Below are 12899 nucleotides of genomic sequence, written 5' to 3' on the forward strand. Positions count from 1 at the left end.
GTACCGCGAAGGCGCGCCGTCTTCGCCGCCGCCGAGGGCAATGTCGTCGTGGGCAGTGCCGAGGAGTCGCCGCATGCGGATGCCGGCCACGCGCAAGAGGGCCGTTGCCGCGCTCCTCGCGGGCGCGCTGCCGGTGTTCTCCTTCCCCGCGCCCGCGCTGTGGTGGTTGGCGTACGTGGCCCTGGTGCCCTGGCTGCTGTTGCTGCGCACCGCGCCGACGGGCCGCCGGGCCGCCTTCGAGGGCTGGCTCGGGGGCACCGGCTTCCTGCTCGCCGTGCACAGTTGGCTGGTGCCGAACCTGCACGTCTTCATCGTGCTGCTGGCCGCGCTGCTCGGGTTGCTGTGGGCGCCCTGGGGTTGGCTGGTGCGCGCCCTGCTCGGGGCGACGCCGTCGCTGGCGCGGGCCGCGGCGGCGGTCGCGGTGCTCCCGTCGGGCTGGCTGATGATCGAGCTGGTCCGCTCGTGGCAGGGGCTCGGCGGGCCGTGGGGGCTGCTGGGCGCCAGCCAGTGGCAGGTGTCGCCCGCGCTGCGGCTGGCGTCCGTGGGTGGGGTGTGGCTGGTGAGCCTGCTGGTGGTGGCGGTGAACACGGCAGTCACCGTGGCGATCGCGCTGCCCCGGGCTCGGCTCGCGGGCGTCGCAGCCGTGGTGCTCTGCGCGCTGGTCACCGGTGCCGTGGCCGCGTGGGCGCCCCGTCCGCAGATCACCGGGCACGCGCGGATCGCGGTCGTCCAGCCGGGGGTGATCCCCGGGGCGGACCGGCGCCTGGCGCGTGAGGAGGAGCTGACGCGCACGCTCGCCGGGCAGCGGCTCGATCTGGTGGTGTGGGGCGAGAGCAGCGTGGGCGAGGACCTGTACGCGCGCCCCGGGCTGACGGCGGACCTCGCGGCGCTCTCCCGTGACGTCGGCGCCGACCTGCTCGTCAACGTCGACGCCCGGCGCGCCGGCGCGACCGGTGCCGACGGCGGGATCTACAAGAGTTCGGTCCTGATCGGGCCGCAAGGGCTGACCGGACAGCGTTACGACAAGATGCGGCTGGTGCCCTTCGGGGAGTACGTCCCGCTACGCCCGGTCCTCGGCTGGGTGACGTCGGTGGGCCGGGCTGCGCGGGAGAACCGGCTGCGCGGTACGCACCAGGTGGTGATGGACCTGCCGGGCGGCGGCCCGCGCATCGGGCCGTTGATCTGCTTCGAGACCGCCTTCCCCGACATGAGCCGGAGCCTGGCGAGGAAGGGCGCCCAACTCCTGGTCGCTCAGTCGTCGACGTCGACGTTCCAGGACAGTTGGGCGCCCGCCCAGCACGCCTCGCTGGGGGCGCTGCGGGCGGCGGAGACGGGGCGGTCGATGGTGCACTCGACGCTGACCGGGATCAGCGCGGCGTACGCGCCGGACGGCGCCCGCGTCGGGCGGTGGCTGCCGGTGCACAGCAGCACGGTCGAGGTGTTCGAGGTCCCGGTGGCACGGGGCACGACACCGTTCGTGCGGTACGGCGACTGGGCGGTGTACGGCGCCCTCGGCATGCTGGCCGCCCTGGGCGCCGCGGTGGGCGTCCGGCGGTTCAGCGGGCCTGGGCGAGGGCGCTGACGACGACCTGTTCGCACAGTTCGTGGGTGCGCAGCGCGTCCTGGGCACTGGGCACCTTGCCCGCGCGCACCGCGTCGAGGAAGCCCAGCGTCGCCTGCTCGATGCCGCGTTGGCGGGCCACCGGCACCCAGTCGCCGCGGCGGCGCACGCTGGGCTGTCCCTTGTGGTCCACGACCTCCGCGAGGTTGCGGACCTCGCGCTTGGTGTCCTGTCCGGAGACCTCCAGGATCTCTTCGGTGGAGCCGCTGAGGTGGTTCATCACCCCCACGGCGGTGAACCCGTCGCCGGAGAGTTGGAGCAGCACGTGGTGCATCAGGCCGTCGACGACCCTGGCGCGGACGTCGGTGTGCGTGACCGTGCCGGGGACGAGGAAGCGCAGGGTGTCGACGACGTGGATGAAGTCGTCGAAGACGAAGGTGCGCGGGTTCTCGGGCAGGCCGACCCGGTTCTTCTGCATCAGGATCAGCTCGCGCGGGTGCTCCGCGCACTGGGCGTAGCCGGGCGCCAGGCGGCGGTTGAAGCCGACGGCCAGGCCGGTGCCGCTGGACTCGGCGAGGGCCACCAGGCGCTGTGCGTCGGCGAGTTCGTACGCGAGGGGCTTGTCGCAGTACGTGGGCACGCCGGCCCTCAGCAGCGCCTCGACGATCTCGGGGTGCGTGGCGGTCGGCGCGTGGACGAACGCCGCGTCCAGGCCCTGGTCCAGCAGGGCTTCCAGGGTGGCGTGCCGCTGGGCGTCGGGGACGCGGTGGGCGTCGCCGACCCGGGCGAGGGTGGCCGGCGTGCGGGTCTGGAGGTGGAGTTCGACTCCGGGCGCGGCGCCCAGGACGGGCAGGTACGCCTTCTGTGCGATGTCTCCGAGACCGATGCAGCCGACCTTCACGAAGCCTCCTGGGCGCGCTCGTCGTTCACCCGTTCTGGGCCCGGCCAGCATACGTGTGCTGCGGTGGCCGCCAGTCGGCGATCCCGTCGAAGGCGCGTACGACGGCCCCGGGGCCGAGCCGGCCGGCGAGCGCCAGGACGCCCTCGCGCAGTCGGACGGCGGGGGCGCTGGAGAGTTCCTGGACGCGGAAGACCCGCGCCGCCTTGCGGACGATCGTCGAGGTGCGGGGCAGTCGTTCGGCGCTGTACGCGGCCAGTGCGGCTCCGACGTCGGCGCCCGGGGCGCAGTGGTGGGCGAGGACCACGCCGTCCTCGACGGCCTGGTTGCCGCCCTGGCCGAGGGAGGGGGCCATGGCGTGGGCGGCGTCGCCGACCAGAGCGGTGCGCCCGCGGTGGAAGGCGGGCAGCGGGTCGATGAGGTGGTGCACGTCGTGGCGGAGCACCCCGTCGGGGGTGGCGGCGGCGATGAGGGCGGGCACGGGGTCGTGCCAGTCGCCGAAGCGGCGCAGCAGTTCGGCCCGTTCGTCCTTGAGGCGCTGGCCCTCGGGGGCGGTGGCCGCCCCGTACGCGTAGACGCGGCCGTCCTTGAGGGGTTGGCTGCCCCAGAGCTGGCCGGCTCCCCAGGTCTCGTGGGGCTGGATGACGGGCTCCGGGCCGGGCACCACGATGCGCCAGGTGGTGAAGCCGGTGTAGCGCGGGCCGGGGTGGTGGGGGAAGAGCGCACTCCGTACCGAGGAGTGGATGCCGTCGGCGGCGACGACCAGGTCCGCCGTCAACTCTCCGTCGGCGGTGGTGACGACGGCGGGCCGCCCGCCGGGCGCGCCCGGGTCGCTGACGCGTGCGGCGCTGTCGGTGTGCAGGGCGGTCGCGGGCAGCCGGGCGGCGATGAGGTCGATGAGCGTGGAGCGGTGCAGCGGGACCATGGGGCCGCCGAAGCGCCGGGCCACCGCAGCGCTGTCGAGTCGGTTGAGCCACCGTCCGCTCGGGGTGCGCAGCCCGCCGGTGCCCTGCCAGGTGGAGAGTCGGCGGACGTCGTCGCCGACGCCGATGACGTCGAGGGCCCGTTGGGCGTTGGCCGCGAGGCCGATGCCGGCGCCGACGGGGTCCAGCGAGGGCGCGCGCTCCAGAACGGTGACGTGCCAGCCGCCCTGGTGGAGGGCGACGGCTGCGGTGAGACCTCCGATGCCGCTGCCTATGACGACGGCGCGGGGCTGGGACATGGGGCACCTCACATCCTTACTACAGGTGTAGTGGGCGCTTCGACGTTACTACAGCTGTAGTGCGGGAGGTAGGTTGGGGTTCATGAGCCGACCCTCGAACTCCGGCGCGCCGGACTCCCCGTCGACCCCGGCGCGGCGAGGCACGCCGACGGGCTCGCGCGCCGCGCTGATCGCCGACACGGCCCTCCGACTGCTGGCCGAGCGCGGGATGCGCGGGCTGACCCACCGGGCGGTGGACGAGGCCGCGGGGCTCCCACAGGGTTCGACGTCCAACGGCGCCCGCACTCGACTGGCCCTGCTGGAGGCGGCGGTCGGCCGACTGGCGGACCGGGAGGCGAGGGTGCTGGGGTTGGACGAACTGCCGTGCCCCGGCAGCGACATCGAAGAGTTCACCGACGCCCTGGCCCTGGCCCTGCACCGGCTGCTGACCCAGCACCGACCGCTGGTCCTGGCGCGCTACGAGTTGGCCCTTGAGGCCACCCGCCGACCGGAGTTGCGCACCGTCTTCGACGCGGCGGGCGAGGGCATGCGCACCCCGCTGATCGCGATGATGTCCGGCGCCGGCTCCGCCGAGCCCGAGCGCCACGCCCTCTCACTGATCGCCTGGGCCGACGGCCTGATGTTCACCTGCACCGCCGGGTCGTACCACTCGGCCGCGCCGGGCCTGGCTGAGTTGCGCACCGGCTTCCGCGAGGTGCTGGGCGGCATGCTCGGCTCCACCACCGGGACCTGACCGGCAACGCCGCCGACGCGGCCCGGCCGGCGTGCGGGCCGAGTTCCTCGACCACTGCGGCCTGGAGCAGCCCTGGGGCTTCACCCAGCGCTTCCTGGCCCGCCTGGACCGGTTCGACCGTGCCGAATGGGAAGTCGCACCGGACGTCGTCGCAGCACCGAACGGACCGCTCACCGGGCGGCGGGCCCAGGCATTCCCGCAGCCCGGTGGCGGGTCGAGCACGCCAAGAGCGCTCCCTCGGCCGCGAAGCTGTCCGCGCCGTGCCGTCACCCCCGCGCAGCCGTCTTCGACGGCCTCGGGCGCCCCTGTCACCGGAGGCTGATCGGCCTGTCACCCATGTGGACCAATGTCGGCCCGTCCCATCGCGAACGACCCCCACGACACAGCAGAGTTGCACAGGTGCAGCGAACGACGAGCGCCCGCGCCGGCCGGGCCGCCTCAAGAACGACCCTGTTGACCCTGACGACGGCGGCGAGCGCCGCACTGGGGCTCACGATGACCGGCTGTGTGGCCGTGGAGCCGCGCCGACCTCCCGCGCCGGCACCGCACAGCAGCCCGCAGAGCACGCCCCCGGCCACCGGACCGCAGATCGCGCAGGGCCCGGCGCGGGAGGCGTTGGGGTCGCCCGCGACGCCGACGACCTCCTCCCGGCCGCGGCCGGCGGACGCGTCGCCCCACCGCGCACCGCTGCCGCAGCCGCCGCGGCAGCGGTCGGCCGATGCGGAGCGCAACCCCCACCAGCCGCCCCCGCCGGCGCGCCCGGCGGCACCGGTGCAGCCCGCACCCCTCCCCGACGTCTGCGGACTGGCGGAGACCTACGGGAGTTGGAACCGCGACAGCGCGCAGGCAGGCATGTGTCGGGACGCGTACCGCCCCTGAGGCCCGGTCGACCGGACGGGCCCGCCCCGCTCCCCCGCGGTCACGTCCCGTCCAGTCGGTCCGCCACGCGCTCGATCGCGGCCAGCACCCCCCGCCCGTACCCGTCGTCGCGCAGGGCGCTGCTCGCCCCGCGCGCCCGGGCCAGGTGGAGCCGGGCCGCGCTCAGGTCCTGGAGCTTCACGTAGTCCGCGGCGAGATCGAGGTGGAGCGCGGGGTAGAGCGCCGCGAGCGCGGCCGCCCGGTCGACGGGGCGCTCCTGGGCCAGCGCGTCAGCCGCCGCGAGGGCCCGCAGGTCCCAGGCGAGTTCGTCGCCCGGGTCGTCCTGGGCGTCCGCCAGGTAGCGGGCGAGGGTGCACCGCTGGAGCGGGTCCCCCGTCTCCCCGATCTCCGCCCAGAGCGCGCCGAACCGATTCCGCGCCTCCTCGCGGTCGCCGCCGTGCAGCAGCATCGCCGCCTGCCCGATCCGGGTCATCACCGCTTCGTCGGACGTCCGCTGCTGTGCCACCTGGGCCTCCCGCTCCGTGCGGCGCCGGACGGGAGCCCGGCGTGCCGCTGCGACCGACGCTAACGGCCGCACCGGCGAAACCCCGACAGGCTCGGGCGACGCCCCGGGTCCGTCAGCCGGGCGCCCGGCTGACGGACGGCGCCACTTCCGGACCCGACCCAGAACCTCAGCCGATGTTGGGGATGCGCCAGTCGATCGGCTCGTGCCCCTGCGCCGCGACGGCTTCGTTGATCTGGGTGAAGGGGTGCGAGCCGAAGAACTTCTTCGCCGACAGCGGCGAGGGGTGGGCACCCTTCACGATCACGTGCCGGCTCTCGTCGATGAGGGGCGCCTTCTTCTGCGCGTAGTTGCCCCACAGGACGAAGACGGCCGGGTCCGGGCGGTCGGCGACGGCGCGGATCACCGCGTCCGTCACCTTCTCCCAACCCTTGTTCTTGTGCGAATTGGCCTCCCCGGCACGCACCGTCAGCACCGCGTTCAGCAGCAGGACGCCCTGCTCGGCCCAGGGCATCAGATAGCCGTTGTCCGGGACGGGCAGACCCAGCTCGGCGTGCATCTCCTTGTAGATGTTCCGCAGGGAGGGCGGGGTCTTGACGCCCGGCCGCACCGAGAAGCACAGGCCGTGCCCCTGGCCCTCGCCGTGGTACGGGTCCTGGCCCAGGATGAGGACCTTGACCCGCTCGTAGGGCGTGGCATCCAGGGCGGCGAAGACCTCCTCGCGCGGCGGGTAGACCGGGCCCTTCGCGCGCTCCTCCTCGACGAACTCGGTCAGCTCCTTGAAATAGGGCTTCTGCAGCTCTTCGCCGAGGACGCCGCGCCAGGACTCGGGCAGCAGGTCGGTGTCGGTCACGTCAAGAACCTCCGGAATGCGTTGCGTTACCGAGCACAGAACCTACCCGGAGCCACTGACAACGGCCCCGGCGTCCGAGAGGCGGACGCCGCGCAGCCACTCCCAGGGCAGTACTTCCCGACGCCGACGCCGGGCCGTACCGGGGCCGCATCGGCCGGCCCGCCAGTCAGTCGGTCACCAGTTGCCCTTGCGGTACAGCTCCCACACCTGCATCACCGTCTGCGGGTCCAGCGCCCGCTCCCCGCCGCCGATCTCCTCGGTGACCGCCACGAACAGCTTGCCCTGCCACAGCGGCAGCAGCCGCACGTCGTCGACCAGGATCTGCTGCGCCTCGTCGAAGTACTTGAGCACCGCGCCGCGGTCGCTCTCGCGCCGGGACTCCGGCAGCAGCTTCCCGGTGATCTCCGGGCTCTCGTAGGGGGTGTTGAGCGCATTGCTGGTGCCCACGAAGGGCGCGATGAAGTTGTCCGGGTCGGGGAAGTCGGGGAACCAGCCGCGGCCGAAGACCGGGTACGCTCCGGAGGCGTACTCCTTCTGGAAGTCCGTCCACCGCTTGCCCTGTATAGTGATCTTGAAAAGTCCGGACGCTTCGAGCTGCCGCTTGATCTCGGCGAACTCGGCGGCGGTCGCGGCCCCGTAGCGGTCCGTGGTGTACGTGAGCTGGAGCGACACGGGCTCGTCGATGCCGGCCTTCTCCAGGATCTGCCGCGCCTTGGACACGCTGGGGTCGCCGTAGCGGTCGAAGAACTTCGTGGTGTGGCCCGCGATGCCCCGCGGGACCATCGAGTACAAGGGTTCTGCGGTTCCCTTGTAGACCTTGTCGACGAGCATCCCCCGGTCGATGACCTGGGCTATCGCCCGACGCACGGGCAACTTGTTGGCCGTGGGGTCCTTGGGGTTGAAGACCAGGTAGCGGATGTCGGCGCCGACGCCCTCCACCAGCCGCAGGTGCTTGTTCTCGGGGAGCGCCTTCTGGAGTTCGATCACGTCGTCCGCGGTCATCCCGCGGTAGACCGCGTCGATCTTCTTCTCCTTGAGCGCGCGCATCATCAGCTCGGAGTCCTGGTAATAGCGGATGCTCACCGAATCGTTCCTGCGCTTGGCGAAGCCCTTGTACGACCCGTTCGCCTCCAACTGGGCCCGGTCCTTGCGCACGTAGTTCTTGAGCGTGTACGGACCGGACCCGATCACCTTGTCGTCCTGGCGGACCTTGTCGGCCGGGTACTCGCCGGGCGCCACGAGGGACATCGCCGGCGTCGCCAGGACGTAGGGGAAGGTCGTGTCGGGGGACTTCAGCCGGAACCGCACGACCCGGTCGCCGACGGTGTCCACCGAGTCGAGCGAGCTGAGCAGGGCCTTGGGGCCCTGCGGCGCGGAGATGGTGCGGATGCGGTCGATGGAGTGCTTGACGGCGGCGGCGTCGAGCTTCTCCCCGTTGGAGAAGGTCATCCCCTTGCGCAGCTCGCACTGGTACAGCTGGTTGGCGGCGTCGGTGAAGGTGCAGGTGGCGGCGTCCGGCTGGGGGACGTTGCTGCCGGAGGGGAAGCTCAGCAGGGTCTGGAAGACGTTCCGGTACAGCTCCCACGAGCCGTCCCAGGTGGCAGCGGGGTCGAGCGAGGAGGGTTCGCTGATCGTGCCGACGGAGATCTTCTGGTCGCCGCTCGTTTCGGCGTCGGAGAACAGTCCGCACCCGGCCAGCAGCGACATCGACGCAAGGGCCGCAGCGCCCCGCAGACAGGTCCGATAGAACACGTGCGCACGCTCCTCGTTCAGCCGTGGGTCGGCCGACCATACCGCAGCACCCCGCCGGGTCAACCTGTGGTGTCGACGGGGCACTTGGGCGGGAACTTCACGAAGGGCATGAACCGGTGCACTTCACCCGGCCCACCTGGGCTTTCGGGCTGGAACGCCGGCTGGCGGCCGGGCTCAGTTCACGTGAATGTTGAGGAACATCCCGCCGTCCACCACCAAGGTCTGCCCGGTGATCCAGCCCGACTGGTCCGAGGTGAGGAAGGCCGCCGCGCCGCCGACGTCGTCCGGCACCCCGAGCCGGCCGAGCGGGTACGCGGCGGCGGCCTCGGCCTCCCGCCCGCCGTAGAGGGCCTCGGCGAACTTGGTCTTGACGACCGCCGGTGCGATCGCGTTGACCCGTACGCCGGGGGCGAACTCGTGCGCCAGTTGCAGGGTCAGATTGACCATCGCGGCCTTGCTCATGCCGTACGCGCCGACGTAGGGCGAGGGGGCGAGGCCGGCGACGGACGCGATGTTCACGATCGCACCGCCGTGTTCGCGCTGCCAGGCGCGATAGGTCTGCTGTGCGAAACCGAGCGCCGAGACCACGTTCGTCTCGTACACCTTGCGCACCACGCCGAGGTCCACCTCGGCGATCGGCCCGTACACGGGGTTGGTGCCGGCGTTGTTGACCAGGAAGTCCACTCGGCCGAACGCCTCCATCGCGCGCTCCACCGCGACCGCTTGGTGGGACTCGTCGTGCGCCTTGCCGGGGACCGCGATGGCGCGGTCCGCGCCCAGTCGGTCGACCGCTTCACGCAGCGCTTCCGCGCCCCGCCCGGTGATGCAGACCCGGTCGCCCCGGGCGACCAGGGCCTTCGCTACTGCATATCCGATGCCCCGGCTGGCGCCGGTGACCAGGGCGACCTTGCCGCTGTCGGGAACGTCCGTCGTCATCTCGCGCCCCTCCGGGTCAGTTGAGCGGTCCGCCGGCGACGTACAGCACCTGACCGGAGACGAAGCCCGCGTCGTCGTCGGTGAAGAAGGCGATCGCGCGGGCGACGTCCTCGGGGCGGCCGACGCGCTGGACGGGGATCTGCGAGGCGGCGGCCGCCTGGAAGTCCTCGAAGCCCATGCCGACGCGGGCCGCGGTCTGGGCGGTCATGTCGGTGGCGATGAAGCCGGGGGCGACGGCGTTCGCGGTGATGCCGAACTTGCCCAGTTCGATCGCGAGCGTCTTGGTGAAGCCTTGGAGGCCGGCCTTCACGGCGGAGTAGTTGGCCTGGCCTCGGTTGCCGAGCGCGGAGGACGAGGAGAGCGAGACGATCCGGCCGAAGCCGGCGTCCACCATGTGCTTCTGGCACGCCTTGGCCATCAGGAAGGCCCCGCGCAGGTGGACGTTGACCACGGTGTCCCAGTCCGCCTCGCTCATCTTGAAGAGCAGGTTGTCGCGCAGGACGCCGGCGTTGTTCACCAGCACCGTCGGCGCGCCGAGTCCGGCGGCGACCCGGGCGACGGCGGCCTGCACCTGCTCCGCGTCGGAGACGTCGCAGCCGACGGCGAGCGCCCGGCCGCCCTGCTTCTCGACGGCGGCGACGGTGTCGGCGCAGGCGCCCTCGTCCAGGTCGAGGACGGCGACGGCGCGGCCCTGGGCCGCCAGTCGGACCGCGGTGGCCGCGCCGATGCCGCGCGCGGCACCGGTCACGACGGCGACGCGCTGCTCGTTGGTGGACATGTGCTTCTCCTCAGCCCTCGGTGTGCCCGGCCCTCGGTTGCGAGCGTTCGGCCGCAACGCGTGCGCCAGGTGGATGAGCGACCGCTTAGTAGCCGCTCGCTGACGTGACGCTAGAAGCCGCGGCACCCGGTGTCAACGGCCTCCGGGGTGCGCCGGGGGCGCGCTGCACCAAGGGCTGACGGGCCGTCATCGCACGAGGAGCCGCACCAGCCGTTCCAGCTCCGCCTGCGGATCGGCGGTGAGTCCGGTGTGCACGGGCCCGGGCTGCACGACCGTGGAGCGCGGCGCCACCAGCCAGCGGAAGCGCCGCCCGGCGTCGTCGCCCGACGCCTGCCCCGCGTCGTCGCCGCCGCGGCAGACCCCTTCGACGGCGTGCAGCGCGGCCCGTACTCCGTCGGTGTCCGCCGCCGGGTCCAGCGCCCCCAGCTTGGCGACGTCCAGATGGGTCAGGGCACCGATGAAGGAGTGGGCCCGGCAGTAGACGACGACACCCGCGTTGAAGCACTCGCCGCGCTCGACCCGCGGGACGACCCGCAGCAGCGCGTACTCGAAGACCGTCCGCTCGCTCATGCGCCTGCTCCCCTGTTCGCGGGCCGACCGGTCAGCCACCCCGGGGCCTGCGAGGGGCGCGACTTGGAGGGGGCGTTCAGCGTGATCCGCTCGTGGATGGTGGCGGCGCGCGGCAGCAGGGCTGCGACGTAGGCGCGCCGCACGCCGTCCGTGTCCTCGAAGCCGGGTTCGTCGACCAGCCACTCGTCCGGCACCTCGGCCGCGACCTCGGTCAGCAGTTCCTCGGTGACGAGCGGGGCGAGCTTCGCCGCGGCGGCGGCGACGTCCGGCTTGAAGGGGGCGAGGGCGTGGTCGGACGCGTCGTACCCCTTGGCGGCGGAGGCCGCGGCGCCCGGCCAGTTGTGGTGCCAGATCATGGTCGCGCCGTGGTCGATCAGCCACAGCTCCCCGTGCCACACCAGCATGTTCGGGTTGCGCCAGGACCGGTCCACGTTGTTGATCAGCGCGTCGAACCAGACCACGCGGCCCGCCTCGACGGGGTCGACCTCGTACGCGAGCGGATCGAAGCCGATGGAGCCCGGCAGGAAGTCCATGCCCAAGTTCAGCCCGCCGCTGGCCTTCAGCAGCTCCTGCACTTCCTGGTCCGGCTCCCCGAGCCCGATCACCGGGTCCAGCTCGATGGCCACCAGATCGGGCACGCGCAGCCCGAGCCGCTGCCCGAGCCGTCCGCAGATGACCTCGGCGACGAGGGTCTTGCGGCCCTGCCCGGCGCCGGTGAACTTCATGACGTACGTACCGAGGTCGTCGGCCTCGACGATCCCGGGGAGCGAACCGCCCTCACGCAGGGGCGTGACGTAGCGGGTCGCTGTGACTTCTGTCAGCATTTCCCCAGGCTATACGGGGCAGGTCCCTGGCAATCCGCGGAAGGACACTGCGGCGTACAGCCGGGCGGGACCCGCCTCCTCAGCCCTGGGGAGAACCTGCAGAGTTTCCACCGACAGCCCCTAACTCCCCAGAAGCCCGTCGATGACCGCATGCCCACTTCTTCCCGGCCCCCGGCATGAAGTGGGCATAGCAGCGGAGCGTGACCGTCGGCGAGGAGTGCCCGAGCCGGCGTCACCTCGCACTCCCCCGCGTATCGTCTGCATCTGGTGTCGGACGCGGAGGACGCCTCGTGCGCAGTCGACGTCCTCCGGGCTCAGCCCCAGCACCTCGCCCTGGCGGAGTCCGCACCCCAGCCCGGCGAGAACGGCGATCTTGCTGCGCGGGCTGATGACATCGCGGACACGAAGCGCCCTTGCCAACGGCCACGCCTCACGTCGCCCCTGTGGCGCCTTGGGCCACTGCACGGACTTGGCGTGCATCGGATTGCGGGCTATCCGCTTGTCGTCATCGGCCGCCTCCAGAATGGAGGAGAACTCGGACAGGATGCCGCGCTGATAGTCGACCGAGGAGACAGTGGACTCCAACGTCGCTATGTACGCGCGCAGTTCCGCTGACGTGATGTCCTGAGCGGGAGCTCGCCTAGGTGCGGAATGATATGGAGTCGCGTTCGCCGCTCCTGATTATCCTGGGTCTTCGGGGCGCCCCTTCTACCTGGCGTCCAGTGCAACGCGATGTAGTCGGCCAGCGTGATGGACCCATCGCGCGGGTCTACGAACTCGCCCCGCTCCTCGTCGGTGGCGGCCCGTCGAAGCCACGCCTTGGCGTCCTCCAGGGTGCCGAACGAGCGGTCCCGGACGCCGGGGATGTCAGCGACCTTGTACCGCTTCCCTTTGCCATAACGGATGGTTCGTTCCCTCTTCCCCGTTTCCGGATCCTTCTTCTTGATCCAGCGGTCTTCGATGTAGCCGGCCAGGGGGCCTCCTTGTCCAGGGGCAACGGCGTGATACGGCGTGTAACGCCTCAGATGTTGGCGGGGCGGCTGAACCGTTGCCCCGGAATGGCGGCCACCGGGTTCAGGGCGGTGTTGGAGCGGGAGTCGGCCTGTTCCTGTTCACGGATCCAGGCGTCAAGGGCTTCCCGGCGGTACATGACTCGGCCACGAGACCCCACACGGAAGCCGGGGTCCCTGCCGACGGTGGCGCCAGACGTAGAGGGTGTGGGGTGATAGACCGAGGTACTTAAGGGTCCGGACGATCACCGGTTTGGTGCACCGGTGATCGTCGGCTATGGGTGTGCGCCGGGTTCCACGGCTCCGGTCGGGGTAATGCTGCTCGCAGGGACGGGAGTTCTGCTCAGCCGGGGTTCGGGAGAGCTTCGAGTCGTGCCAGGG

At 72.0% G+C, this 12899-nt stretch carries 13 protein-coding genes; 3 read left to right on the plus strand and 10 right to left on the minus strand.

The annotated features are described in order from the left end of the window. Nucleotides 1-73: 73 nt before the first annotated feature. Complete coding sequence (gene lnt, locus ACH4E8_RS14675; RefSeq protein ID WP_398447939.1) at nucleotides 74-1582, plus strand: apolipoprotein N-acyltransferase; 1509 nt, start codon at nucleotides 74-76, stop codon at nucleotides 1580-1582. Here the strand turns inward: lnt and ACH4E8_RS14680 are convergent. Then, on the minus strand, nucleotides 1557-2462 hold the full coding sequence (locus tag ACH4E8_RS14680) for a Gfo/Idh/MocA family protein (RefSeq protein WP_398447941.1): 906 nt from the start codon (nucleotides 2460-2462) through the stop codon (nucleotides 1557-1559). The two genes, lnt and ACH4E8_RS14680, sit on opposite strands and share 26 nt — an antisense overlap. Nucleotides 2463-2487: 25 nt before the next feature. Next, on the minus strand, nucleotides 2488-3681 hold the full coding sequence (locus ACH4E8_RS14685; RefSeq protein WP_398447943.1) for an FAD-dependent monooxygenase: 1194 nt from the start codon (nucleotides 3679-3681) through the stop codon (nucleotides 2488-2490). Between the two features lie 82 nt (nucleotides 3682-3763). Between ACH4E8_RS14685 and ACH4E8_RS14690 the strand changes: the two genes are divergently transcribed. Continuing rightward, nucleotides 3764-4414 (plus strand): TetR/AcrR family transcriptional regulator, encoded by a 651-nt coding sequence (locus tag ACH4E8_RS14690; protein ID WP_398447945.1) that lies wholly within the window; start codon nucleotides 3764-3766, stop codon nucleotides 4412-4414. A gap of 399 nt (nucleotides 4415-4813) precedes the next feature. Next, nucleotides 4814-5293 (plus strand): hypothetical protein, encoded by a 480-nt coding sequence (locus ACH4E8_RS14695; protein WP_398447947.1) that lies wholly within the window; start codon nucleotides 4814-4816, stop codon nucleotides 5291-5293. A gap of 40 nt (nucleotides 5294-5333) precedes the next feature. On the opposite strand, the gene ACH4E8_RS14700 is transcribed toward ACH4E8_RS14695, so the two are convergent. The 8 genes from ACH4E8_RS14700 to ACH4E8_RS14735 all read right to left on the minus strand — a co-directional run bounded on the left by ACH4E8_RS14700 (nucleotide 5334) and on the right by ACH4E8_RS14735 (nucleotide 12658). Then, nucleotides 5334-5765 carry a hypothetical protein gene (locus ACH4E8_RS14700; protein WP_398448315.1) on the minus strand — a complete coding sequence of 144 codons (432 nt, stop codon included), beginning with the start codon at nucleotides 5763-5765 and terminating at the stop codon, nucleotides 5334-5336. Between the two features lie 199 nt (nucleotides 5766-5964). Next, nucleotides 5965-6648, minus strand: a complete 684-nt coding sequence (locus ACH4E8_RS14705; protein WP_398447949.1) for a uracil-DNA glycosylase — start codon at nucleotides 6646-6648, stop codon at nucleotides 5965-5967. Nucleotides 6649-6822: 174 nt separating this feature from the next. Then, nucleotides 6823-8400: an ABC transporter substrate-binding protein gene (locus ACH4E8_RS14710; protein ID WP_398447951.1), complete on the minus strand. Its 1578-nt coding sequence runs from the start codon at nucleotides 8398-8400 to the stop codon at nucleotides 6823-6825. Between the two features lie 174 nt (nucleotides 8401-8574). Continuing rightward, nucleotides 8575-9336, minus strand: coding sequence for an SDR family oxidoreductase (locus tag ACH4E8_RS14715; RefSeq protein WP_398447953.1), 762 nt, complete (start codon nucleotides 9334-9336; stop codon nucleotides 8575-8577). 16 nt (nucleotides 9337-9352) lie between these two features. Beyond that, nucleotides 9353-10114 (minus strand): 3-oxoacyl-ACP reductase FabG, encoded by a 762-nt coding sequence (gene fabG, locus ACH4E8_RS14720; RefSeq protein ID WP_398447955.1) that lies wholly within the window; start codon nucleotides 10112-10114, stop codon nucleotides 9353-9355. Nucleotides 10115-10300: 186 nt separating this feature from the next. Then, a complete protein-coding gene (locus ACH4E8_RS14725; RefSeq protein ID WP_398447957.1) occupies nucleotides 10301-10684 on the minus strand; it encodes a DUF3037 domain-containing protein in 384 nt (127 codons plus the stop codon). Next, complete coding sequence (locus ACH4E8_RS14730) at nucleotides 10681-11508, minus strand: HipA family kinase (RefSeq protein WP_398447959.1); 828 nt, start codon at nucleotides 11506-11508, stop codon at nucleotides 10681-10683. The genes ACH4E8_RS14725 and ACH4E8_RS14730 overlap by 4 nt, the downstream gene beginning before the upstream one ends. Before the next feature lie 1021 nt (nucleotides 11509-12529). Next, entirely contained in the window at nucleotides 12530-12658 is a 129-nt protein-coding gene (locus ACH4E8_RS14735; protein WP_398447961.1) for a hypothetical protein, read from the minus strand. Nucleotides 12659-12899 lie beyond the last annotated feature (241 nt).

The sequence above is a fragment of the Streptomyces sp. NPDC017979 genome, assembly GCF_044328175.1.
Classification (GTDB): domain Bacteria; phylum Actinomycetota; class Actinomycetes; order Streptomycetales; family Streptomycetaceae; genus Streptomyces.

What these genes read in the sequence shown, in the direction of transcription:
- ACH4E8_RS14685 (WP_398447943.1), bottom strand. Translation starts at nt 3,681, where the DNA reads ATGTCCCAGCCCCGCGCCGTCGTCATAGGCAGCGGCATCGGAGGTCTC.
- ACH4E8_RS14735 (WP_398447961.1), bottom strand. Translation starts at nt 12,658, where the DNA reads ATGTACCGCCGGGAAGCCCTTGACGCCTGGATCCGTGAACAGGAACAG.
- lnt (WP_398447939.1), top strand. Translation starts at nt 74, where the DNA reads ATGCGGATGCCGGCCACGCGCAAGAGGGCCGTTGCCGCGCTCCTCGCG.
- ACH4E8_RS14725 (WP_398447957.1), bottom strand. Translation starts at nt 10,684, where the DNA reads ATGAGCGAGCGGACGGTCTTCGAGTACGCGCTGCTGCGGGTCGTCCCG.
- ACH4E8_RS14690 (WP_398447945.1), top strand. Translation starts at nt 3,764, where the DNA reads ATGAGCCGACCCTCGAACTCCGGCGCGCCGGACTCCCCGTCGACCCCG.
- ACH4E8_RS14715 (WP_398447953.1), bottom strand. Translation starts at nt 9,336, where the DNA reads ATGACGACGGACGTTCCCGACAGCGGCAAGGTCGCCCTGGTCACCGGC.
- ACH4E8_RS14700 (WP_398448315.1), bottom strand. Translation starts at nt 5,765, where the DNA reads ATGACCCGGATCGGGCAGGCGGCGATGCTGCTGCACGGCGGCGACCGC.
- ACH4E8_RS14730 (WP_398447959.1), bottom strand. Translation starts at nt 11,508, where the DNA reads ATGCTGACAGAAGTCACAGCGACCCGCTACGTCACGCCCCTGCGTGAG.
- fabG (WP_398447955.1), bottom strand. Translation starts at nt 10,114, where the DNA reads ATGTCCACCAACGAGCAGCGCGTCGCCGTCGTGACCGGTGCCGCGCGC.